The sequence below is a fragment of the Paraburkholderia sp. LEh10 genome, from assembly GCF_017814945.1.
GTDB lineage: Bacteria > Pseudomonadota > Gammaproteobacteria > Burkholderiales > Burkholderiaceae > Paraburkholderia.
Genome location: NZ_JAGIPX010000024.1, coordinates 89,963 through 110,341, shown reverse-complemented (window position 1 = coordinate 110,341; position 20,379 = coordinate 89,963). Strand labels below are relative to the sequence as shown.

Here is a 20,379-nt window from a genome sequence, read left to right as displayed (position 1 = left end):
AAAATGAGTAGATACCCTGGCCGCTTCGTCCTTGACTTAGGTTCCTAAACAAAACACACTCTTCACACCCCTTTCAAGTGGACCGTCGTTCCTTATACAGGAACGACACGGACAGTGTACCGCAGTATTTGCTTCAGCTTCATCGAATACGGTCTGCCCGTCATCTGACGCCAGGCCGCGGACCACGAGCAGCGCCGCATCACGACCAGTCCTGCATAGCCGATGCATGTATTGCATTTAGGCATCCAGAACGTTCGTGCGAAGTTGCTGCCCACAAATGAATCAACCCGGCATCCGACCGGGACCCACATCTTTCATCGGGATGGAGACGCCATGAAGAAGACTGTCGCGCTACTCGCGTTGCCTGTTCTCGCGGGGACCGCGCACGCCCAGAGTTCGGTCACGTTGTACGGCATCGCCGATACGGGCATCGTGTATATCAACAATCAATCGGGGCACTCGAACGTCGAGACGGTGACGGGACAGACGAACGGCAGCCGCTTCGGCTTGCGCGGCGCCGAGGATCTCGGCTCGGGGATGAAGGCCATCTTCACGCTGGAAAACGGATTTGACATGTCGAACGGCAAGCTGCTGCAAGGCAGCCGCCTGTTCGGACGCCAGGCCTGGGTGGGCCTGCAGACGCCCTACGGTTCGCTGACGATGGGCCGGCAGTACGATCCGATGACCCGCTATATCGGCGAGATCGCAGCGACTTCGATATGGGCGTGGGTCGGAACCCACCCAGGCGACTTCGACAATCTGAACTCGAACTTTCGCGTCAACAACTCGATCGAGTATCGGTCGCCGACAATGTATGGCCTCACCATCGACGGCATCTTCGCGCCTGGCGGCACGCCCGGAAACTTCGCGACCAACCGGATTTACACGCTCGGCGCAAATTACCAGAACGGCCCCGTCACCATCGCGCTCGCCTACGACCATGTGAACACGCCCGCGACTTCGGCCTTTGACGGCACCGCCGCACCGGGGCAGCCCGGCTTCACGTCGCCCGGCAAGAGCCCCGTGTTCAGCGGCTACCTGTCGGCGAACTCGATGGACATCTTCGGCGCGGGCATCGCGTACACACTCGGCTCAGCCAAATTCGGCTTCGTCTATACGCATACGAGCTTCAACGACATTCTGCGCACGCCGACCACACCGAACACGGGCTCCGCAATCTTCAACAGCTATGAAGTGAATGCGCGCTACTGGTTCACGCCCGCTTTCCTCGTCGGCGCGTCGTTCAACTACACGAACGCCGAAACCGCCAAGTACGAGCAGGTCGATTTCGGCCCCGACTACTTCCTGTCCAAGCGCACCGATGTCCTCGTCGTCGGCATATGGCAGCACGCGTCGGGCATCGACTCCACCGGTCATCCCGCCGTGGCCGCGATCGGCTCGCTCGGCCAGTCGACCACGCCGAATCAGGTCGCTGTCAAGTTTTCGCTGAAGCATCGTTTCTGATGCCACGCCCACTCAACAGGAGCATCGGGTGAAGAGGATCGTAACGTTGTACAGGACCGCCGTCGCCGCCGCCGCACTATGCGGCGCGTGCGCAAGTCATGCGGCCACGCCGGTTGTCGTGCACGTCGGCATTGCGAACGCGAGCAGTGATGTCGCGTTTTTCATCGCCGACAAGAAGGGGTATTTCCGCGCCGAAGGCATCGACGCGCGCTTTATCCCGTTCGATTCCGGCGCGAAGATGGTTGCGCCGCTCGGCGCGGGCCAGCTCGACGTCGCGGGCGGCTCGCCGTCAGCGGGACTCTATAACGCGGTCGTGCGCGGCATCGGCATCAAGATCGTCGCCGACAAGGGATCGACGCCGCCCGGCTATGGCTATCAGCCGCTGCTGGTGCGCAAGGATCTCGTCGCGAGCGGCCGCTACAAGACACTTGCCGATCTGAAAGGGATGAAAGTCGCGGGCAGCGCGACGGGCAGCGCCTCGACCTCGACGATGAACGAAGCGTTGAAGAAAGGGGGGCTCAAGCCTGCCGACGTCGAACGCGTCTATCTCGGCTTTCCGCAGCATGTAATGGCCCTCGAAAACAAGGCTGTCGACGCGTCGCTGACAACGGAGCCGTCCGCGACGGAAGCCGTGCGGAGCGGCGCGGCCGTACGCGTGATGGGCGACGACGAGATCTACCCGAATCATCAGCTTGCCGTCGTGCTCTATTCGACCGCGTTCATCCACGACCATCCTGACACTGCAAAGGCCTTCATGCGCGCGTATCTGCGCGCGGTGCGCGACTACAACGACGCACTGAAGGACGGCAAGCTCGCCGGCCCCAATGCAAACGAAGTGATCGCCGTCCTCACGCAATACACGCCGATCAAGGACGTCAATGTCTACCGGACGATCGTGCCGCAAGGGACGAACCCCGACGGCAAGCTCAACATCGCGAGCCTCGAAAACGATCTCGCGTACTTCAAGAGCCAGGGTGTTGTGAAAGGCAACGTGAGCGTCGCGCAAGTGGTCGATACGACGTTCGTCGATCAGGCGGACGCGGCGCTCGGCCCCTATAAGCCCCGCATGAAATAGCAGCAACCATCCCGCACGGAGACGTTTGATGGCAACACCCCTGATCGAACCCGCATCGCCGCCAGCCGCGATAGAAGACTTACCTGTCAAGATCCGCCTGCACCAGCTGACCAAATCGTTTGAAACGCCGGGCGGCACCGTCACCGCGCTCGACAACGTTTCGCTCGATATTCCGACTGGCTGCTTCTTCATGATCGTCGGCCCGAGCGGCTGCGGCAAGACCACGCTGCTGCGCATTCTCGCCAACCTCGAATCGCCGACGAGCGGCAGCGTGGACATCGCCTCACCCGCGGAATTCCGGCCGGGCAATTCGATGGTCTTCCAGGGCGATTCGCTGTTCCCGTGGATGACGGTGTTCGACAACGCGGCCTACGGCCTCGCGCTGCGCCACGTGCCCAAAGCGGAGATTCGCGAGACGGTCGGCTATTACCTGAACCGCACGGGTCTGACGCGCTTCGCGAATGCGTATCCTCATCAGCTGTCGGGCGGCATGCGGCAGCGCGTATCGATCGTGCGCGCGTTCGCGAACGACCCCGATATCCTGCTGATGGACGAACCGTTCTCCGCGCTCGACGAACAGAACAAGCTGCTGCTGCAGGAAGAATTGCTGCGCATCTGGGACGAAACGCGCAAGACGGTGCTGTTCATCACGCACAGCGTCGATGAAGCCGCGACGCTCGGCGACCGCATCATGATCATGACGGCGCAGCCCGGTTGTGCCAAGCAGATTGTCGATGTGCCGTTCGCGCGGCCGCGCTCGGTGCTCGAACTGCGCGCGCGTCCCGAGTACGGCGAATTCGTTTATTCCATCTGGGGCCAACTGCGCGACGAAGTGGAGCGCGCGCGATCCCGCGATCTCGGCGAGAACAAAGCATGAAGACAGCACAACAACTGACGGCAAACACAGCCCCCTCACGCTGCCGCAAGGCACGGATCAACTGGACGAGCGGCAGGCAGCGCGACCGCCTCATCAGCATCGCTTCGCCCGTCGTGCTGCTGCTCGTGTGGCAGATCGCGGCGCAGGCCGGCATGATCGACGAACGCTTCTTCCCTGCACCGACGAAAATTTTCGCGACCTTCGTCTCGCTCGTGGACGACGGCTCGCTGTGGGCCAACACCTCCGCGACGCTGCAACGCCTGTTCTGGGGCGCGCTGATCGGCGGCATTCCCGCGTTGCTGCTCGGCGTCGCAACGGGCCTGTCGCGCCCGCTGCGCGCCGTGTTCGATCCGTTGATCGCGGCAACGTACCCGGTGCCGAAGAGCGCGATCTTTCCGCTGCTGCTGTTGATCTGCGGGCTCGGAGAAGCGTCGAAGATCGCGATGGTCGCAATTGGCGTGTTCTATCCCGTGCTCATCAACACCGCGACGGGCGTGCTCGAAATCAACAAGATCTATCTGGACGTGGGCCGCAATTTCCGTGCGAACCGCTGGCAAGTGTTTCGCACGATCGCACTGCCGGGCGCCGTGCCGCACATCATGAGCGGCATCAAGCTCGGTCTCGGGCTGGGCCTGATGCTGATCGCGATCGCCGAGATGATCGGCTCGAAAAGCGGTCTTGGCTACATGATCTGGAACGCGTGGGAGCTGCTCTCGGTGGAGCAGATGTATGTCGGCCTGCTCGTCATCGCGTTTCTCGGCTACGGCGTGTCGCTGTTGCTGACGGAACTCGAACGCAAGCTGATTCCATGGAAAGGAGCGCGCTAGACATGAGCGAATTCATCCCGCAAAAGCAGATGCTCGTCGATGCAATATTGATGCTCGAACGCGCGCAAGTGATCGACTTCAACGGTCATTTCAGCTGGCGCGTGCCGGGGCACGAGCGTCTATTGATCAATTCCGGCAAGTCCGTGCGCAGCGCGCTGACCATCGACGATATCGTCACGATCGATTTTGACGGCAATCTGATCGAGGGCGACGCCGTGCCGCCGATGGAGTTTCCGATTCACGCGGAAATCTACCGGCGGCGTCCCGACGTGCACTCCGTCGTGCATTCGCATCCCGTCTGGTCGACGCTTTTCAGCATGACGGACCGGACCGTCGAGCCCGTCATCATGCAGGCGGCCGTGCTCGGCGAGATTCGCCGCTTCGGCAAGACGGCGTCGATCAACAAGAAGCCGCTTGCGGAAGAACTGGCCGACGTGATCGGCCCGCATCGCGTCGCGATGCTGAAATCGCATGGTGCCGTCATCGCGGCCGAAGGGATACTCGAAGCGTTCGTGCTCGCGTTCTATCTGGAAGAGAACGCGCATCGCCAGTACCTCGCACTGCAACTCGGTGAGCCGATGGTGCTGTCGGCCGAGCAGATCGAGAGCATTGGGCGCAATCTGTGGAAGCCCAATCTGCTTCAGAAGGTGTGGGACTATCACGCAGGCAAGCTGCAGCGGGAGCGCGTGTCCAGCCGATGATCGAACGCATACCCGTCTATCTGCTGACGGGCTTTCTCGGCAGCGGCAAGACGACGCTGCTCGCGCGTTGGCTGAAGCAAGCGCCATTGCGCAACGCCGCGCTGATCGTCAACGAGGTCGGCGCGGTCGCGCTCGACCACGCGATGCTCGGTCACGCAGGCGAAGCGCCCGCGCTGATCGCCGATGCGTGCATCTGTTGCAGCGGGCTGCCTGCGCTGCACGAAGCGCTCGAAAATCTGTTCTGGGCGCGTCTTTATCGCAGCATCGAACGATTCGACTGCGTGGTGATCGAGACGACGGGATTGGCCGATCCGGCTCCCCTCGTCGCATCGATGAATAGCCACGCGTTCATTCACGAGCGGTATCGGCTGGCAGGGGTCGTGACGACAATCGGCGCGCCGACCGCCTTGCAGACCATCGATTCATTCAGCGAAGCGCGCGCCCAACTCGACGCGGCGAACGTGATCGTGCTGACCAAGACGGATGTGGCCGACGATGCGACGCGCCGGCAACTGATGCAAACGCTGCAACGCTCGCACCCTTCTACACGCGTTCTATGTTCGGCGAACGCGGATCTCGGCAGCGCCGATGTGCTGCGGTATCTCGACGACGCGCGCGCCGCACCCAAAGAGCCACTACGCACGAGCTGGCGGCCGCCCATTCGTCCGCGCATCGGCGCGGGGTTTTCACGCGACGGCAGCAGCGCGCGGCACGCTTCGCATACCCGTTTCGAAGCGATCGAAGGCATCGCCCGTCTCGACGCGCTGAACACGCAACTGGATGTGTTGATCGAGCGCCATCGCAATACGCTGCTGCGAATGAAGGGCATCGTGCGCATGCGCGATGGCGCAGCGTTCATCGTGCAGTTCGCGCGCGGCGATCGCCATGCATCGGTGACGAACGCACTTCCGCGCTCGGGCGGCCCTGAAGTGGCAAGCGGCGTCACGCTGATCTTGCGGGACCTGTGAACGCCGCAAACAAGACGCCGGACCCAAAGGCCCGGCTTTCATACCTGCGTCATTCGTCCGCCACGCTGATGCTCACCTCGTCACCTTCAACGCTAACGGGATATGTCTTCAACCGAATCATGCAAGGCGGCGCGACAACTTCGCCAGTGCGGATATTGAACGCGCCATTGTGGAAGTCGCATTCGACCGTATCGCCATCGATGCACCCTTCCGACAGCGACCCCGGACCATGCGTGCACGTATCGTCGGTCACGAAGTACTCGCCTTCGAGATTGAACACCGCCAGCACATAGCCGTCCTTTTCGATCCTGATCGCCTGTCCCTCGGCCACGTCGCCCTTGCGGCACAGCGCGATGCGCGCGCATGTCTTCTCCATCTCCATCCTCCGTTTTCCGATTCACCGTTTGACACACATCGGAGCCGATGATAACTTTGTTCATGTTGAAAGAACAGCGTTCCTATATCCGGAACGCAATGAAAAGCGGCTGGAAGGTTTCCGGCAACATCGGCACGAGGCAGCCAGTTCCGCCACCGGCATGCAAGCTGCGCGCATGCCGTCATGAAGAGCGCGCCGCCCCCGCAATCAATCGCCGCGCGCAATGTTGAGACACGTCGTCAGACGCACACCAAGAGGCAAACGAATGTTGAAGAAACAGGACAACGACCTGCTGACCCAAACAGGCCCCGGCACGCCGATGGGCGAACTTTTCCGGCGCTTCTGGCTGCCGGCGCTGCTTTCCGAGGAAGTCGCGGAAGCGGGCGGCGAACCCGTGCGTCTGCAACTGCTGTCGGAGCGCATGCTTGCGTTCCGCGACTCGAATGGCAAGCTCGGCCTCATCGACGAGTTCTGCGCGCATCGCGGCGTGTCGCTGTGGTTCGGGCGCAATGAGGAAGGCGGCATCCGTTGCCCGTATCACGGCTGGAAGTACGACGTGCAGGGCCAATGTATCGACGTGCCGTCCGAGCCCGTCGAAAGCGGCTATTGCAACAAGATCAAACTGAAGTCGTATCCGCTCGTCGAACAGGGCGGCGTCGTGTGGGTCTACATGGGACCGCCCGAGCATCAGCCGCCGCTGCCCGCGTATGAGTTCTCGACGGTGCCCGCAAGCCAATCCTTCATGACCAAGCGCCTGCAGGAATGCAACTGGCTGCAGGCGCTGGAAGGCGGCGTCGATTCGAGCCATGTGTCGTTCCTGCATCGCGGCGCGCTCAATTCCGATCCGCTCTTTAAGGGCGCGCGCGGCAACCAGTACAACCTGAGCGACTTCAGCCCGGTGTTCGAAGTGGTCGAAGCGACGGGCGGCCTGTATATCGGCGCGCGCCGCAACGCGGAAGACGACCAGTACTACTGGCGCATCACGCCCTGGGTGATGCCGTGCTTCACGATGGTGCCGCCGCGCGGCGATCATCCCGTACACGGCCACTTCTGGGTGCCCATCGACGACGAGCACTGCTGGGCATGGAGCTTCGACTATCATCCGACACGCGATCTGACCAGCGAGGAAGTCGACGCGATGAAGGACGGCAAGGGCATCCACGTGCGCTATGTCCCCGGCACGTACCGTCCGCTGCAAAACAGGGACAACAACTATCTGATGGACCGCGCGGCGCAAAAGGCGGGCACCACGTATAGCGGCGTCGAGGGCATCGGCATGCAGGATGCGTCGCTGCAGGAAAGCATGGGGCCGATCCAGGACCGTACGCGCGAAAACCTGGTATCGACGGACAACGGCATCATCATGGTCCGTCACCGGCTGATGAAGGCGGCGCGTGCGCTGGCGGAAAAGGGCGTCCTGCCGCCGGGGCGCGATCCCGAAGCGCAGCGCGTGCGTTCCGTCGCGATCGTGCTGCAACGCGACCTGCCCTTCAAGGAAGGCGCGAAAGACGCGTTGCACGCGGAAGCCGGCAAGGCCCACACGACGATCTAGCCACCCACGCGCGCGGCCGCATCGAATGTGGCCGCGCGCATTCATCAGGGCATCACGGCATGAACAACCCGCAACCGCAATTCGCGCAATCGGGCACAGCGCGGCCCGTCGCTTCGTTCGACGCCGCCGTTGCCGTCGAACCGGGCCGCACCGACGTGCGCACCTTCGCGCGGCCACTCATCACACCCTCGACGGGCCTGTTGCGCGTCGCGATCACGGGCGTGTGCGGCAGCGACGGACCCTACTATCAGCAATTGCCGCAAAGCCGTGGACCGTTGATTCTGGGCCACGAAACGGTCGGCCATATCGAGGAGGCCGGTGAACTCGCGCGCAAGCGCTGGGGTTTAAAAGAAGGCGATTATGTCGCGCTCGAAGAATACATTCCCTGCGGCCATTGCGAGTACTGCGTGAGCAACGAGTTCCGGCTGTGCGATGCGACCGACTGGCGACTCGGCGGCATGCGCTATGGCGCAACGGGCCTGCGCACCGCGCCCGGCTTCTGGGGCGGCTTCAGCCAGTTCCAGTATCTCGAGCTGAACACCGTGTTTCATCGCGTGCCGTCGAGCGTCGAGCCTCGCCATGCAGCTCTTGCATTGCCGCTCGGCAACGGCATCGAATGGGCGTATCTGCAAGGGGGTGCGGGGCCGGGACAAACGGTCGTGATCCAGGGGCCGGGGCAGCAAGGACTGTCGTGCGTCGTCGCCGCGCGCGAAGCAGGCGCGGCGCAAATCATCGTCACAGGTCTTTCGACGCCCACCGACCAGCGCCGCCTCGAACTCGCACGGCAACTCGGCGCCGACCACACCATTGCCGTCGATAGCGAAGACGTGCTGGAGCGGGTCGCCGATCTGACGGGCGGCGCGATGGCCGATCTGACCATCGACTGCGCGTCGGGCGGCACGGACACCGTCACGACGGCGATCAGGCTCGCGCGCAAGCGCGGCACCGTGATACTCGGCGGACAGAAGCGCAAGCCGATTCCCGAGTTCAATAGCGACATGATCATCGCGCGCTTTCTGACGGTCAAAGGCATGCGCGGCCACAGCTATCAATCGGTCGAGCTTGCATTGCAGCTGATCGCCGCCGACCGGCACCAGGTGCGCCGCATGAGCACGCATACATTCGGTCTCGCGCAAACCGATCTCGCGCTGCGCACGCTGCGCGGCGAAGGCGTCGAGAACGCGATTCACATGACCATCGACCCATGGAAATGACACACGCTTGCCTCGCCTTCGCGCAGGCGGACGCGTCACACGCGCCCGAGGTGCGCTTTCGCGTGCGTGCCGCGAACTCGTCGCCGCGGCAGGTGCGCGTCGTCGCGCTGTCCGCGCTCGATGACGAGCTGCGCGTATGTGCCACCAAGTATGGATCAAACGTGCGGGTTTCCTGCGCGAGCGAACTGGCCTCGATCATCGGCGCGCGCGATCCGCAAGCGGGCGACTGGACGCAAGCGATGAACGTCGCATCCGATGCCGTCGCCGGCTGGCTCGGTTCGCCGGATCTGGCGATCATCGTCGGCACGGAAGGCGACGATCCGCGCGCGGCCGCCTTTGCCGCGCAAGCGTGGTGCAGGCGCGGTGTGACGGTTTCCGCCGTGCTGCGCCCATTTGCGCATCACACACGCAGCGAAGCAGCCGGATGCGCGCGCACAGCCGATGCATTGCGCCCGTGGTGCACGATGCTGGTACTCGCGAGCGACAACGATTATCTTGTGGACTTGCTCGACGCACTCGGCGCATCGCGTGACACGTAGCCCGCAAGCGTTCGCACGCGTGACACGAGATCGGCACGACAATACAGCGGCACACATGAGACAAGCCGCGCACGCATAACCCCGCAGCGCGCCCGGCATTCGGCACGCCCGCGCGGACAAACGATGTGGAGAGAGACAGTTGAAACAGGATATCAATCGATGGTGGACCGTCATCGGCGGCGCGCTCTGCCTGTCGGTCGGCGCGGGCGTGATCTCGGCGTTCATGTTCGGCACTTTCATCAAGGCCATCGCGGCGGAAAACGGCTGGAGCCGCGCGCAGGTTTCGCTGGGTCTGACGATCTTCGAGTTTGCGATGGGACCGGGAACGATCGTGCTCGGCTCGCTGATCGACCGATGGGGCGTGCGGCGTCCGACGCTGCTGTTTCTCGCGATGTTCGCGCTGTCGATCGCGCTGGTCGGCGTGATTCCCGTGTCGCTGCCACTCTTTTGCCTCGTGTTCGTGATGGTCGGCTTCTTCGCGCCGGGCAGCAATGCGTTGCCGTATGCGAAGGTCGTGTGTGCGCGCTTCGATCACCGGCGCGGCCTCGCGCTCGGTCTCACGGTGGGCGGCACCGCGCTCGGCGCGATGCTGATGCCGCAATTCGCGGGCTATCTTCTGCGGCACTTCGGCTGGCGCACGGGTTATCTCGGCGTCGCGGCGCTGATGGCCGCCATTTCGATCCCCGCGCTCTATCTGCTCGTACGCATGCCGCCCGGCATCGACGAAAAACTCGCGCGGCGCACGCATCGATCCGCCGACAAGCTGCCTTCGCTATGGACCATCTTCAGGCACGACCGCACGTTCCGGCTGCTCGGCATCGCGATCTTCTGCATGTCGGGTGTCTTGCTCGCGCTGCTGTCGCAACTCGTGCCGATGATGACCGATCGCGGCGAGACCGTGCGCGCCGCTGCAAGCATGCTGTCGATCGCGGGCCTGACGTCGGCCGTCGGGCGGCTGTTCGCGGGCTATCTGATGGACCGCATTCATGCGCCGTATGTCGCGGCGATGTCATTCGCGCTGACCTTGTGCGGCGTGCTGATTCTGGCAGCGGGCGCGACGGGACGGCCGGCCATGGTATCGGCCGCGTTGATCGGCGTGAGCATCGGCGCGGAGGCGGACATCATCACGTTCATCGTCAGCCGCTATTTCGACCTGCGGCTGTTTGGCCGCGTATGCGGCGGCATGTGGGCATGCTGGGGATGGGGCGCGGGCATCATGATCTTCGGCTCGGGCCTCTGCTATGACCTGTTGCATTCGTATCACGCGGCGCTGTGGGTCTTTGCCGCGCTCGTGCTGCTCTCCGTCGTATCGATCTGCAGGCTTGGGCCGTATGTGTACCCTGAGCAGCGCAGTCCGCGCAATTCGGCAGACAAAATGCGCGAGGGCAACGGCGCGCAGACGGCTCACGCGAAGCCCGGTACGACGGCGAGTTGATGATCGTCGTGCCCGCCTGATGCCTCCCGCTTGATATCTCCCATTTGATACCTGCGATACAAAATGAGCGGCGCCTCGCGGCGCCGCTCATTTTTTCTCGATCGATACGCTTGTCGATCGATACTCGCCCCGTCAGAAATCGATCACGAGCTTGTCGCTCTTCGAGCCGGAACAGCAGATCAGCATGGTGTCGCCACGCTGCTTTTCGCGCTCCGACAGCACGCTGTCGCGATGATCGGGCGTGCCCGACATCACCTTCACCTGACATGCGCCGCAAATTCCCTCTTCGCACGAATAAGGCGCCGCGATGCCGGATTCGCGCAGCACCTGAAGAATCGTCTTGCCTTCCGGTATCGCAAACTTCTGCGCTGTGCGATGCAGTTCGACCACGAACCCGCCTTCGCATGCGGCCTGGGCCTTCGGCATGAAGTACTCCGCATGCACCTGGGCAGGATCGAGCGCGCAGGTCGCCCCTTCATAGGCCGACAGCATCGGCAGAGGACCGCAGCAGTAGTAGTGCGCATCTTGCGGCGCGCGGGCGACGATGGCCGCGATGTCGAGCGGCTTGCCGCCCCGCTCGGCGTCGACATGCAGATGCACTTGCGGCAGCGTTTCGAGCTGGTCGAGAAACGCCCCTTCGCGCCGTTCGCGGCACGCGTAGTGCAACTCGAACGAACGCCCAAGCTTCAAAAGCCGCTGCGCCATCGCCCAGATCGGCGTAATGCCGATGCCGCCCGCAACCAGTACCGTGTGGCTCACCGTTTCGTCGAGCGGAAAGTTGTTGCGCGGCCCGCCGACGCGCAGCGTCTGACCGACACGCAGCCGGTCGTGAGCGAAAGCGGACCCGCCGCGGCTTGCCCGGTCGCGCTTGATGCCGACGACATAGGCGCGCGGATCGCCGTCGGCCGTCACGAGCGAATACTGGCGCATGATGCCGTTCGGCAAGTACACGTCGATGTGCGCACCGGGCGCGACGGGCGGCAGCGCTGCATTGTCGGGGCGGCGCATCTCGTACAGGTTGATGTCGGCGGCGGCGTAACGGATCGAAGTCAGACGCATGTTCATCATGCCGTCCACTTCTGCATCGGCGACGCAGTCGTGCTCGATCGTGGGTGTGTCCATTCGAAACCTCAGGCTGCTTTCAGAATCTGGATGGCGCGTGGATCACGCGTTATGCGTCTGGTCGATGATGCGCAGCGGCGGCAAGCGCGGCCGCAATTCGTTCGCGGTATCGATCAGCAGTTTGCGAAACGTCTTGACCTGATCCGTCGTGAAGCGCGTGAGCAAACCGGACACCGTGAGCGCGCCGAGCAGCTCGCCGCCTTCGTTCGTCAACGGCACCGCAATCGCCGCGAGATCGGGATCGCGCTCGCCCTTCGACACCACCCAGCCGCGCGCGCGAGTGGCAACCGAGGTCTCGTCCTTTGCGTATTGCGGATCGTAGGCGCACAGCACGCGCCCTGCCGCGCCCGTCTTGTACGGATGACGCGATCCTTCTTCGAGATGATGGCGTGTCGAGCGCGGCGAATTCACCCGATACAGGCACACGCGTTCGTTGCCGTCGCGTACATAGAACGACGCTGTCTCGCGCGTGAACGACGACAGCTTCTGCAATGCGGGCCGCACCAGCGCCTCGACGCTAACGGGCGCTTCGCTCAACGCGCCGAGGCGCCTCAGCTCGGGCCCGAGCCGGTACTTGCCGGCCGCGTCGCGCTCCAGAAACTTCATGTACACGAGCGACGCTGTGAGGCGCAGGATCGTGCTCTTGTAGAACGACGAGCGCTGCGCGAGCACCGCGAGCGACAACGCCTCGCCGGGCTGGCGAAAGCACTGCAAAAGCGCGAGCGAACGTTCGACTGCTTCCACGCGGGTGCGGCCTTCGTCGCCGGGTTTCAGGTCCGCTGGCGCCTCGACTTCCATGTCCATCTTTCGTCTCCTCCGTGCATCCGATGGTCCCGTTATACGCCGCGAAAGATGTTCTGTCGAACAGAATTCGTGCCGCTTGACGGACCACCAGGCGAAACCTATTCTGAACCTGCCTGAACCTGCCTACTGACCTGCCCTCTGAATCTGCCGATATGGACAAGCGCCGGCAACGCGCCTGCACTGCCACCTGTATCGATGCCCCCACAACTGGAGACGACATGCTGACTGCAGCAATGAACGAGCGCCTGACGCGCGTGGGCCCCGGCACGCCCGGCGGCGAACTGATGCGCCGCTACTGGATTCCCATCGCCCCGTACTCGCAACTCGACGACAACTCTGTGCGCAAGGTGCGCGTGCTCGGCGAAGATCTCGTGCTGTACAAGGACAAGAGCGGCACGTTGGGACTGGTCGGCGATCGCTGCCTGCATCGCAATGTGGACCTGCAGTTCGGCATTCCGGATCAATGCGGGCTGCGCTGTCCGTATCACGGGTGGCTTTTCAATGAAGGGGGCCAATGCGTCGAGCGTCCGATGGAGGCGACGCCGCGCGGCGAGATCAAGCAGAAGCTGAAGGCGTATCCCGTGCAGGAATTGGGCGGCCTCGTGTTCGCGTATCTGGGGCCGTCGCCCGCGCCCGCTTTGCCGCGCTGGGACCTGTTCGTGTGGCCCAATGCGATCCGCCAGATCGGCATCATGCAGATCAACTGCAACTGGCTGCAATGCCACGAAAACACCGGCGACCCGACGCACAGCGCGTGGGCGCACGGCCATATGTTCCAGTACGTGCTCGAACAGCAAGGCCGCTATGAAGAGGCCGCGGCGCGGGCCGAGCACACATTGCACACGCGTCTCAAAACGGGTATCGGCATCAAGGAACTCTACGCGAGCGAAACGGGCACGGGCATGTCGAAGGGCGTGCGCTATTCGAAAGAACTCGGCGCCGAGTCCGACTACACGCGCGAGCATTCGACGGTGATCTTTCCGTTCTTCACGCAGACAGGCAAAACCGGCGCGCCGCGCAGCGAGTATCAGATCCGCGTTCCCATCGACGACACGCACACGTACCACATCTGCTACCAGGTGTATGCGGCGCCCCCCGGTGTCGAAGCGTCGAAGCAGGATTGCGTGCCCTGGTACGAGCCGCCGCGCCATGACGAGAACGGCAAGCCGATTCTCGACTACGTGCTCGCGCAGGATGCGCTCGTGTGGGACGCGCAAGGCGCGATCGCCGACCGCACGACGGAACTGCTCGGCCGCACCGACATTCCCATCGTGCTGCTGCGGCGTCAACTCGACGAGCAGATTCGCCGCGTCGAAGAAGGGCTCGATCCCATCAACTTCTATCGCGAGTCGCCCGACATCATCTACGGATCGGGCAGCGCGCCGGACTATAGCAAGCCGCTGTTGAAGCACAACTTCCGCATGCTCTATCACCGCGGCTTCTTCAACGACGATGCCGACCGTTACGGTCCCGCGATCGAACTGGTGAAGGATCTGCATCGCAAGATCGAGGAATTCGAGACCGCGCAGCGCGATGCGCTCGAAAGGGCCGAAAGGGCCGCTTCGGACGCGAGCTGATCGCGATTCGCCATGTGCGGCGCCGCGCCTGCTTGCGCGGCGCTTTTCGTCCATTCGAGGCGAGGAGACGTCGATGTTATACAGAACGATAGGCACGACAGGCGTCGCAGTGTCGGAGATCGGCTTCGGTTGCGGCGGCAACGCGGGTCTGATGGTGCGCGGCGGTTTCGACGAACAGTGCAGGATCGTCGCGCGTGCACTGGAACTCGGCATCAACTACTTCGACAACGCGCCTGACTACGGCGACGGCGCTGCCGAAGAAAATCTTGGCCGCGTGCTGAAAGCGCTTCATGCGCGGCCGCTGATCAATTCGAAAGTCGAGGTGCGCGCCCGCGATCTCGATGACATCGCGGGCCATGTCGTGCGTTCGGCGGAAGAAAGCTTGCGCAGGCTCGGCATCGATTGCCTCGACTTCCTGCAGATTCACAACGGTCCGCGCGCGGGCCCGACGACGCTCGAAGGACGTGGCTACAAGACCTTGAGTATCGACGACTTCATGCGGCCAGGCGGCGCGCTCGAAGGACTGCGGCGCGTGCTGCGCGACGGCAAGGCCCGGCATATCGGCTTCATCTGTCGCGGCGGCGATGCGCGTGAAGTGAAGGCGCTGCTGGATACGCGGCTCTTCAGCATGATCAACGTGTCGTACACGCTGCTCAATCCGACAGCGGGCATGCGCTGCCCGACGGGACTCGAAGTCGATCGCGACGGCGGCAATGTACTCGGCCAAGCAGCGACACGCGGCACGGGCGCCGCGATTTTCAGCGCGCTCGCAGGCGGCTTTCTCACTGACGAAAGCGTTGCGGGCGCCGATCGTCATCCGCTTGCGCGTGCCGTCGATCGTGAAGCCGACGCAACGCGTGAAGCACAACGCAAAGCCGCGCGATTGCTGCCGATCGCCGTCGAATGCGGCTGGACACTCGCACAGGCCGCCTACCGCTTCGTGCTCTCCCATCCTGGCGTCACAACGGTGCTCGGCGGCTTTTCCGCGCTGAGCCAGGTGGACGAACTATGCGCGGTGTCGGGCGCGCCACCGCTGAATACACGCGTGCTCAACCAGATCGACGCGTTATGGCGCAGCAATTTCGCGGCTGCGTAGCAAGCCCGCATTGCCTACACTATAAAACCCCCATGGAGACATCATGACAACCCGACGCTCAGTCGTGAAGCTGTGCGCGCTATGGCCTCTCGCCAGCGGAGCGCGGCTCGTGTTCGCCTCGAATACCGTCTCGCCGAATATGGCGCTGACCCAATACGCAGGCGCCGATCGCGACGACCGGATTCTGCGCGCCGCCAAAGATGAGGGCGAACTCAACTTCTATACGTCCATTGCACAGTCGGATATCGCGCCGCTCGTCGAGCCGTTCGAAGCACGCTACGGAATCAAGGTCAACGTGTGGCGCGCGGGCGACGAGCAGGTCGTGCAGCGATGCGTCGCTGAAACGCAGGGCAAGCGCTATATCGTCGATGCCGTGCATACGGGCTCGTCGTTTCTCGATGCGTTGCGCCGCGAGAAGATCCTGCAGCCCGTCAGCTCGCCCGTGCACGAGCAGTTGATGCCCGAGACGCTCCCCGCGCACCGCATGTGGGCCGCGACGATGCTGTCCGTGTGGGTGCAGGCGTACAACACGAATATCATTCGGCGCAGCGATCTGCCCACGCATTTCGAAGACCTGCTCGCGCCGCACTGGAAAGGCAAGCTCGGCATCGAAGCCAAAAGCGCCGACTGGTTCGCCACCGTTGCGACGCAAATGGGCCGGGAAACGGGCGTGCAATTCTTCCGCACGCTGGTCGAGAAGAACGGCGTGTCCGCGCGCGTCGGCAATTCGCTGCTGACGAACCTCGTCGCGGCCGGCGAAGTGCCGCTCGGCCTCGAGGTCTACAACTACATGCCCGCGCAGGCCAAGCGCAAAGGCGCGCCCATCGACTGGTTTCTGATGGAACCCGCCGCCGCGCGCGCAAATGGCATTGCCGTCACGAATCATGCGCCGCATCCCGCGGCCGCCCTGTTGATGTACGACTATCTGCTGTCGATCGACGCTCAACGCATTCTCGCTTCGCGCGACTATGTGCCGACCAACCGAACAGTTGCGTCGCCGCTGCAGGGCACGAAGGTCACCCTCGTCGATCCCGCCATGCCGCTAAAAGAGAAGATGGCGTGGACGCAGACCTTCAACCAGATCTTCCTGCACGCGTCGGCGTGAGCGGCGCGCGCATCGGCGGCAAATGATGCGCGCAAGAAAAAGCTCGCGTACGTCCCATCGTTGACGACGGAACTTCGCGAGCAAAGGACTTGCTAAAGGACGTTGTTTTTCTCGTTGCGGGCGACGCTCCGTCAGACCCGTTCGTGACGCAAGGCGATGCAACGGGCGGGATCGACGGAGAACCAGATTGGCTGGCCAACGGGCGACTTGTGCGACGGATGAACGCGCGCGAGCACGATCTGCCCGTTGATGCTGATCTGAAAGTCGAGCGTCTCGCCGAGAAAGACCTTTGCGTACACCGTGCCTTCGAACACGTTGCGCTGACCTTGCGCCGCTTCGCGTGTCTCGTGCACCATCACGTTCTCTGGGCGCAGCGAGATCATGACTTCTTCGCCTTCACGGCACGCCACAGCACTTGCGACGGCCATCGTGCCGATCGCGGAATCGATCACGATATTGCCGCTATCGTCCTCGCAATGGCGCACCGTGCCGTCGATGAAATTGGTCGTGCCCACGAAGTCCGCGACGAAACGGCTATTGGGCACATCGTAGATATCGCGCGGCGCGGCCTTCTGGACGATCTGGCCGTCCTTCATCACCGCGATTTCATGCGACAACGCAAGCGCCTCTTCCTGATCGTGCGTCACATAGATCGTCGTAATGCGCAGATCGCGCTGCATGCGCTTGAGTTCGAAGCGCATCTTGTCGCGCAGCTTCGCATCGAGATTGGACAACGGTTCATCGAGCAGCAGCAGCTTCGGCTCCATCACCAGCGCGCGCGCCAATGCGAGACGTTGTTGCTGCCCGCCCGACATTTTCGTCGCATCGCGATCCGCGACATGATCGAGCCCGACCGCTGTCAGCACGCGCATGACCTTCTCCTCGATCTCGCGCTTCGAGTACTTCTTCGCCCCCACTTCGAGCGGGAAGCTCGCATTGCGGAACACGGTCATATGCGGCCAGATCGCGTACGACTGAAACACCATGCCGAACTGCCGGCGATTCGGCGGCACGAACGTATCCGTTTCCGACGAGAACACCGTTACGCCGTTCACGCGTATCGCGCCTGCAACGGGCTTCTCCAGTCCGGCGATCGAACGCAGCGTCGTCGTCTTTCCGCAGCCGCTCGGCCCGAGCAACGTAAAGAGCTTGCCGGCGGGCACATCGAACGATACGTCGCGTGCCGCGCGCACGCGCAGGTTGTTGCCGTCGACGTATTCGGTATTGAGACCTTGAACATTCAGCACGTGTTTCTCCGGATGATTCGATGCTCGCGCGTCAATCGCATCAGCGTTGATTCGTCTTCACGCCGAACTTGCCGCCGATGTACTGCGCGATCGAAACCAGCGCGAGCAGCACGATCACCAGCATCACGCTGAGTGCCGACAGTTCGACGTATTGCCCGTTTTGCCACAACTCCCAGATGACGATCGACACCGTCTCCGAACCGGGGCTGTACAGCAGCACGGAACTCGACAGCTCGCGGATCGACACGATCATCACGTAGATCCATCCCGCCATGAGTCCCGGCTTCAGCAAAGGCAAGACGATCCGATAGAAGGTCGTGGTCCATGTTGCGCAACTCATGGCTGCGGACTCTTCGAGCTCCTTGTGGATCTGCGTCATCGACGTGGACGTGTAGCGCATTCCATATGGCATGAAACGTGTCACATAAGCGAGCAGCAGAATCCAGAGCGTGCCGTAGATGCCGATATCGATCTTCAGCGACACGATCATGAACGACAGACCCAGAACAAGGCCCGGAAACACGAGCGGCAACGATGCAAGGTTGTTCAGCAACGCGCGGCCCGGCAGCCTCGTCTTGATGACGATCCAGCTGATGACGGCGCTCACCAGCATCACCGCCGTCGCGCAACCGACGGACAACAGCAGGCTGTTCAAGACCGCACTGCGCAATACGGGCAGGTGCAGGATGTAGCGATACGCGTCGATGGACAGATGATGAATGGCGTCGAGCGACGGCGAGCGATAGTACTTTTGCAGCGACGACCAGAGCAGCACCGCGAACGGCAGTGCAACGAGCAGCAGAAAGTACAGAATGAAAATGCCTGCCGTCAGATAGCGCCAACGTCCGATATCGACGACGCGCGGCCTAAAGCCCTTGCCCGTCATCGTCGAGAAGCGGTCGCCGCGCCCCGTCACTCGCGATTGCACATACAGGCACAACGACGTGATGGCGACGAGCAGCATCGAATAGGCGGACGCGAGACCGACCTGGCTCGGGTACTGTTCGATCGCTTCGTAAATCGACGAGGTGAACACCTGAAGCTTGACGGGCAGGCCGATCAGCGCCGGCACTTCGAACGATTCGAGCGCGCGGACGAAAAGAATCAGCAGCGTGGACGCGACGGCGGGCAACGCAAGACGCAACGTGATGCGCCACATCGTACGGCCGATGCCCGCGCCGCACATCAACGACGATTCTTCGAGCGACGGGTCCATGCCCCGAAACGCCGCGGACATCAGCAGAAAGGCCATCGTCGAATAATGCAGGCCATCCACCCAGATCATGCCGCCGATGCTGTAGATATTGAACACCGGCTTCGTGATGCCGAACAGCGCGCCAAGCGCGACGTTGAGAACGCCGATTTTCGGGCTCGCGAGAAAGATCCACGAAATCGTGAACAGAATGCTCGGGATGATCAGCGGGACAATCGTGACCGCGTAAAACAGCTTGCGCCACGGCGTATTCGTGCGTTCGATGATCCACGCGAGCAGCGTGCCGATCACGAACGACACCAGTGAAGCACCGACCGCGAATCGCAGCGACGTGCCAAGCGTGCGCAACGTTTCGTTGCTGCCGAATGCCGTCACGTAGTTTTCGAACGTGACGACGGCGGGCGTATCGGCGATCTGCGGCGTGAAGAAGCTTTGCCAGAAAAGGAAGGTCAGCGGAATGAGCGCGAGCAACGCAACGATCGCAACCGCGACGCCGATGATGAACCACTTGCTGGACCATCGCGCGCGCCTGATCGTCCCTGATGCAGCATCGGTAGTCAATTCCACGCGCCGTCCCCTTCGTTGAAAGGAGTTTCAACTTTATTCTTAGGTATCTAAGTATCGTAGTAGAGGAAACCCCGAGGGAACGCGGTGTTTGGTTTGCGAAGATCGGCGCGGCGCAGGGATGCGGGGACGGGCGCGGCCTGAAAGGGCCCGTGGGAAGGCCATCTGGTCGTGTTTCGGCTCGGCTGGGGAGTTCTGTCTCGCGGAATCGGTGGGTCAACAGCGCTGCGTGAATACGTGGATGGGCTGGTCGAGGTAGCCATGGGCTCGATGTTCAGGATGGCAAGAACTAACCCGCCTGTGAGTTAGTTTCATAGCTGCCGTGAAAATCAGCTATTCCTTTTCCGAAGATGGTCCAATGAGGTTTATAGCGCAGTACTCTGCCGTCTTTTATCCAGACGAATTTGCGACGTGGACGCATTTCGAAATGTGCTGGCCAATAATCGCTCCGGCGCACTTCACCCTTTATAGTCCTAAGCACAATGGCAGAAGCATTTGTCTCATCTCTGATGTCGTCAAGCTTGGCCGATGTGAGTGTTGTTTGATTTTTTTGACCGGATCCCGTTGGCGCGAACAACTTCAAGCGCGAAACGGTCGAGACTAAGTTTCAACCAGGCATGGCT

General features: G+C 62.5%; 18 protein-coding genes. 13 read left to right on the top strand and 5 right to left on the bottom strand.

The features are described from left to right. Positions 1-333 precede the first annotated feature (333 nt). From J8I87_RS21000 to J8I87_RS20975, 6 genes are read left to right on the top strand one after another with little or no spacing between them, the layout of a single operon-like run. A complete protein-coding gene (locus J8I87_RS21000) occupies positions 334-1,464 on the top strand; it encodes a porin (RefSeq protein ID WP_209933744.1) in 1,131 nt (376 codons plus the stop codon). 28 nt (positions 1,465-1,492) lie between these two features. Further along, entirely contained in the window at positions 1,493-2,539 is a 1,047-nt protein-coding gene (locus J8I87_RS20995) for an ABC transporter substrate-binding protein (protein ID WP_313065336.1), read from the top strand. A gap of 28 nt (positions 2,540-2,567) precedes the next feature. Then, positions 2,568-3,416, top strand: coding sequence for an ABC transporter ATP-binding protein (locus tag J8I87_RS20990; RefSeq protein ID WP_209933742.1), 849 nt, complete (start codon positions 2,568-2,570; stop codon positions 3,414-3,416). After that, a complete protein-coding gene (locus J8I87_RS20985; RefSeq protein WP_209933740.1) occupies positions 3,413-4,243 on the top strand; it encodes an ABC transporter permease in 831 nt (276 codons plus the stop codon). The genes J8I87_RS20990 and J8I87_RS20985 overlap by 4 nt, the downstream gene beginning before the upstream one ends. 2 nt (positions 4,244-4,245) lie before the next feature. Further along, a complete protein-coding gene (locus J8I87_RS20980; RefSeq protein ID WP_209933738.1) occupies positions 4,246-4,944 on the top strand; it encodes a class II aldolase/adducin family protein in 699 nt (232 codons plus the stop codon). After that, complete coding sequence (locus tag J8I87_RS20975) at positions 4,941-5,912, top strand: GTP-binding protein (RefSeq protein ID WP_209933737.1); 972 nt, start codon at positions 4,941-4,943, stop codon at positions 5,910-5,912. The genes J8I87_RS20980 and J8I87_RS20975 overlap by 4 nt, the downstream gene beginning before the upstream one ends. Positions 5,913-5,961: 49 nt before the next feature. Here the strand turns inward: J8I87_RS20975 and J8I87_RS20970 are convergent, their stop codons facing one another. Continuing rightward, a complete protein-coding gene (locus J8I87_RS20970; RefSeq protein ID WP_209933735.1) occupies positions 5,962-6,288 on the bottom strand; it encodes a non-heme iron oxygenase ferredoxin subunit in 327 nt (108 codons plus the stop codon). Between the two features lie 265 nt (positions 6,289-6,553). Between J8I87_RS20970 and J8I87_RS20965 the strand changes: the two genes are divergently transcribed. From J8I87_RS20965 to J8I87_RS20950, 4 genes are all read left to right on the top strand, one after another. Beyond that, the gene (locus J8I87_RS20965) at positions 6,554-7,840 is read left to right on the top strand and encodes a Rieske 2Fe-2S domain-containing protein (RefSeq protein ID WP_209933733.1); all 1,287 of its coding nucleotides are present in this window, start codon (positions 6,554-6,556) and stop codon (positions 7,838-7,840) included. Positions 7,841-7,899: 59 nt separating this feature from the next. Continuing rightward, a complete protein-coding gene (locus J8I87_RS20960) occupies positions 7,900-9,054 on the top strand; it encodes a zinc-binding dehydrogenase (protein WP_209933732.1) in 1,155 nt (384 codons plus the stop codon). Beyond that, positions 9,051-9,593, top strand: coding sequence for a hypothetical protein (locus J8I87_RS20955; RefSeq protein ID WP_209933731.1), 543 nt, complete (start codon positions 9,051-9,053; stop codon positions 9,591-9,593). The genes J8I87_RS20960 and J8I87_RS20955 overlap by 4 nt, the downstream gene beginning before the upstream one ends. A 139-nt stretch (positions 9,594-9,732) precedes the next feature. Continuing rightward, positions 9,733-11,028 carry an MFS transporter gene (locus tag J8I87_RS20950; protein ID WP_209933730.1) on the top strand — a complete coding sequence of 432 codons (1,296 nt, stop codon included), beginning with the start codon at positions 9,733-9,735 and terminating at the stop codon, positions 11,026-11,028. A gap of 132 nt (positions 11,029-11,160) precedes the next feature. On the opposite strand, the gene J8I87_RS20945 is transcribed toward J8I87_RS20950, so the two are convergent. Then, positions 11,161-12,150: a PDR/VanB family oxidoreductase gene (locus J8I87_RS20945; RefSeq protein ID WP_209933729.1), complete on the bottom strand. Its 990-nt coding sequence runs from the start codon at positions 12,148-12,150 to the stop codon at positions 11,161-11,163. Positions 12,151-12,192: 42 nt separating this feature from the next. After that, a complete protein-coding gene (locus J8I87_RS20940) occupies positions 12,193-12,954 on the bottom strand; it encodes an IclR family transcriptional regulator (protein WP_245254048.1) in 762 nt (253 codons plus the stop codon). Between the two features lie 218 nt (positions 12,955-13,172). On the opposite strand from J8I87_RS20940, the gene J8I87_RS20935 reads away from it, so the two are divergent. The 3 genes from J8I87_RS20935 (at position 13,173) to J8I87_RS20925 (ending at position 16,732) form a co-directional block, all read left to right on the top strand. Then, positions 13,173-14,531, top strand: coding sequence for a Rieske 2Fe-2S domain-containing protein (locus J8I87_RS20935; protein WP_209933727.1), 1,359 nt, complete (start codon positions 13,173-13,175; stop codon positions 14,529-14,531). 73 nt (positions 14,532-14,604) lie between these two features. Then, positions 14,605-15,627: an aldo/keto reductase gene (locus tag J8I87_RS20930; RefSeq protein WP_209933726.1), complete on the top strand. Its 1,023-nt coding sequence runs from the start codon at positions 14,605-14,607 to the stop codon at positions 15,625-15,627. A 43-nt stretch (positions 15,628-15,670) separates the two neighbouring features. After that, complete coding sequence (locus tag J8I87_RS20925) at positions 15,671-16,732, top strand: ABC transporter substrate-binding protein (protein ID WP_209933724.1); 1,062 nt, start codon at positions 15,671-15,673, stop codon at positions 16,730-16,732. A gap of 131 nt (positions 16,733-16,863) precedes the next feature. Here the strand turns inward: J8I87_RS20925 and J8I87_RS20920 are convergent, their stop codons facing one another. Both J8I87_RS20920 and J8I87_RS20915 read right to left on the bottom strand, forming a co-directional pair. Further along, positions 16,864-17,979 (bottom strand): ABC transporter ATP-binding protein, encoded by a 1,116-nt coding sequence (locus J8I87_RS20920; protein WP_209933722.1) that lies wholly within the window; start codon positions 17,977-17,979, stop codon positions 16,864-16,866. A gap of 40 nt (positions 17,980-18,019) precedes the next feature. Beyond that, positions 18,020-19,759 carry an ABC transporter permease gene (locus J8I87_RS20915; RefSeq protein WP_209933720.1) on the bottom strand — a complete coding sequence of 580 codons (1,740 nt, stop codon included), beginning with the start codon at positions 19,757-19,759 and terminating at the stop codon, positions 18,020-18,022. Positions 19,760-20,379: the final 620 nt, after the last annotated feature.

Coding starts and splice junctions, on each gene's coding strand:
- J8I87_RS20935 (WP_209933727.1), top strand. CDS start 13,173: ATGCTGACTGCAGCAATGAACGAGCGCCTGACGCGCGTGGGCCCCGGC.
- J8I87_RS21000 (WP_209933744.1), top strand. CDS start 334: ATGAAGAAGACTGTCGCGCTACTCGCGTTGCCTGTTCTCGCGGGGACC.
- J8I87_RS20955 (WP_209933731.1), top strand. CDS start 9,051: ATGACACACGCTTGCCTCGCCTTCGCGCAGGCGGACGCGTCACACGCG.
- J8I87_RS20925 (WP_209933724.1), top strand. CDS start 15,671: ATGACAACCCGACGCTCAGTCGTGAAGCTGTGCGCGCTATGGCCTCTC.
- J8I87_RS20985 (WP_209933740.1), top strand. CDS start 3,413: ATGAAGACAGCACAACAACTGACGGCAAACACAGCCCCCTCACGCTGC.
- J8I87_RS20975 (WP_209933737.1), top strand. CDS start 4,941: ATGATCGAACGCATACCCGTCTATCTGCTGACGGGCTTTCTCGGCAGC.
- J8I87_RS20970 (WP_209933735.1), bottom strand. CDS start 6,288: ATGGAGAAGACATGCGCGCGCATCGCGCTGTGCCGCAAGGGCGACGTG.
- J8I87_RS20945 (WP_209933729.1), bottom strand. CDS start 12,150: ATGGACACACCCACGATCGAGCACGACTGCGTCGCCGATGCAGAAGTG.
- J8I87_RS20980 (WP_209933738.1), top strand. CDS start 4,246: ATGAGCGAATTCATCCCGCAAAAGCAGATGCTCGTCGATGCAATATTG.
- J8I87_RS20965 (WP_209933733.1), top strand. CDS start 6,554: ATGTTGAAGAAACAGGACAACGACCTGCTGACCCAAACAGGCCCCGGC.
- J8I87_RS20990 (WP_209933742.1), top strand. CDS start 2,568: ATGGCAACACCCCTGATCGAACCCGCATCGCCGCCAGCCGCGATAGAA.
- J8I87_RS20940 (WP_245254048.1), bottom strand. CDS start 12,954: ATGGACATGGAAGTCGAGGCGCCAGCGGACCTGAAACCCGGCGACGAA.
- J8I87_RS20960 (WP_209933732.1), top strand. CDS start 7,900: ATGAACAACCCGCAACCGCAATTCGCGCAATCGGGCACAGCGCGGCCC.
- J8I87_RS20930 (WP_209933726.1), top strand. CDS start 14,605: ATGTTATACAGAACGATAGGCACGACAGGCGTCGCAGTGTCGGAGATC.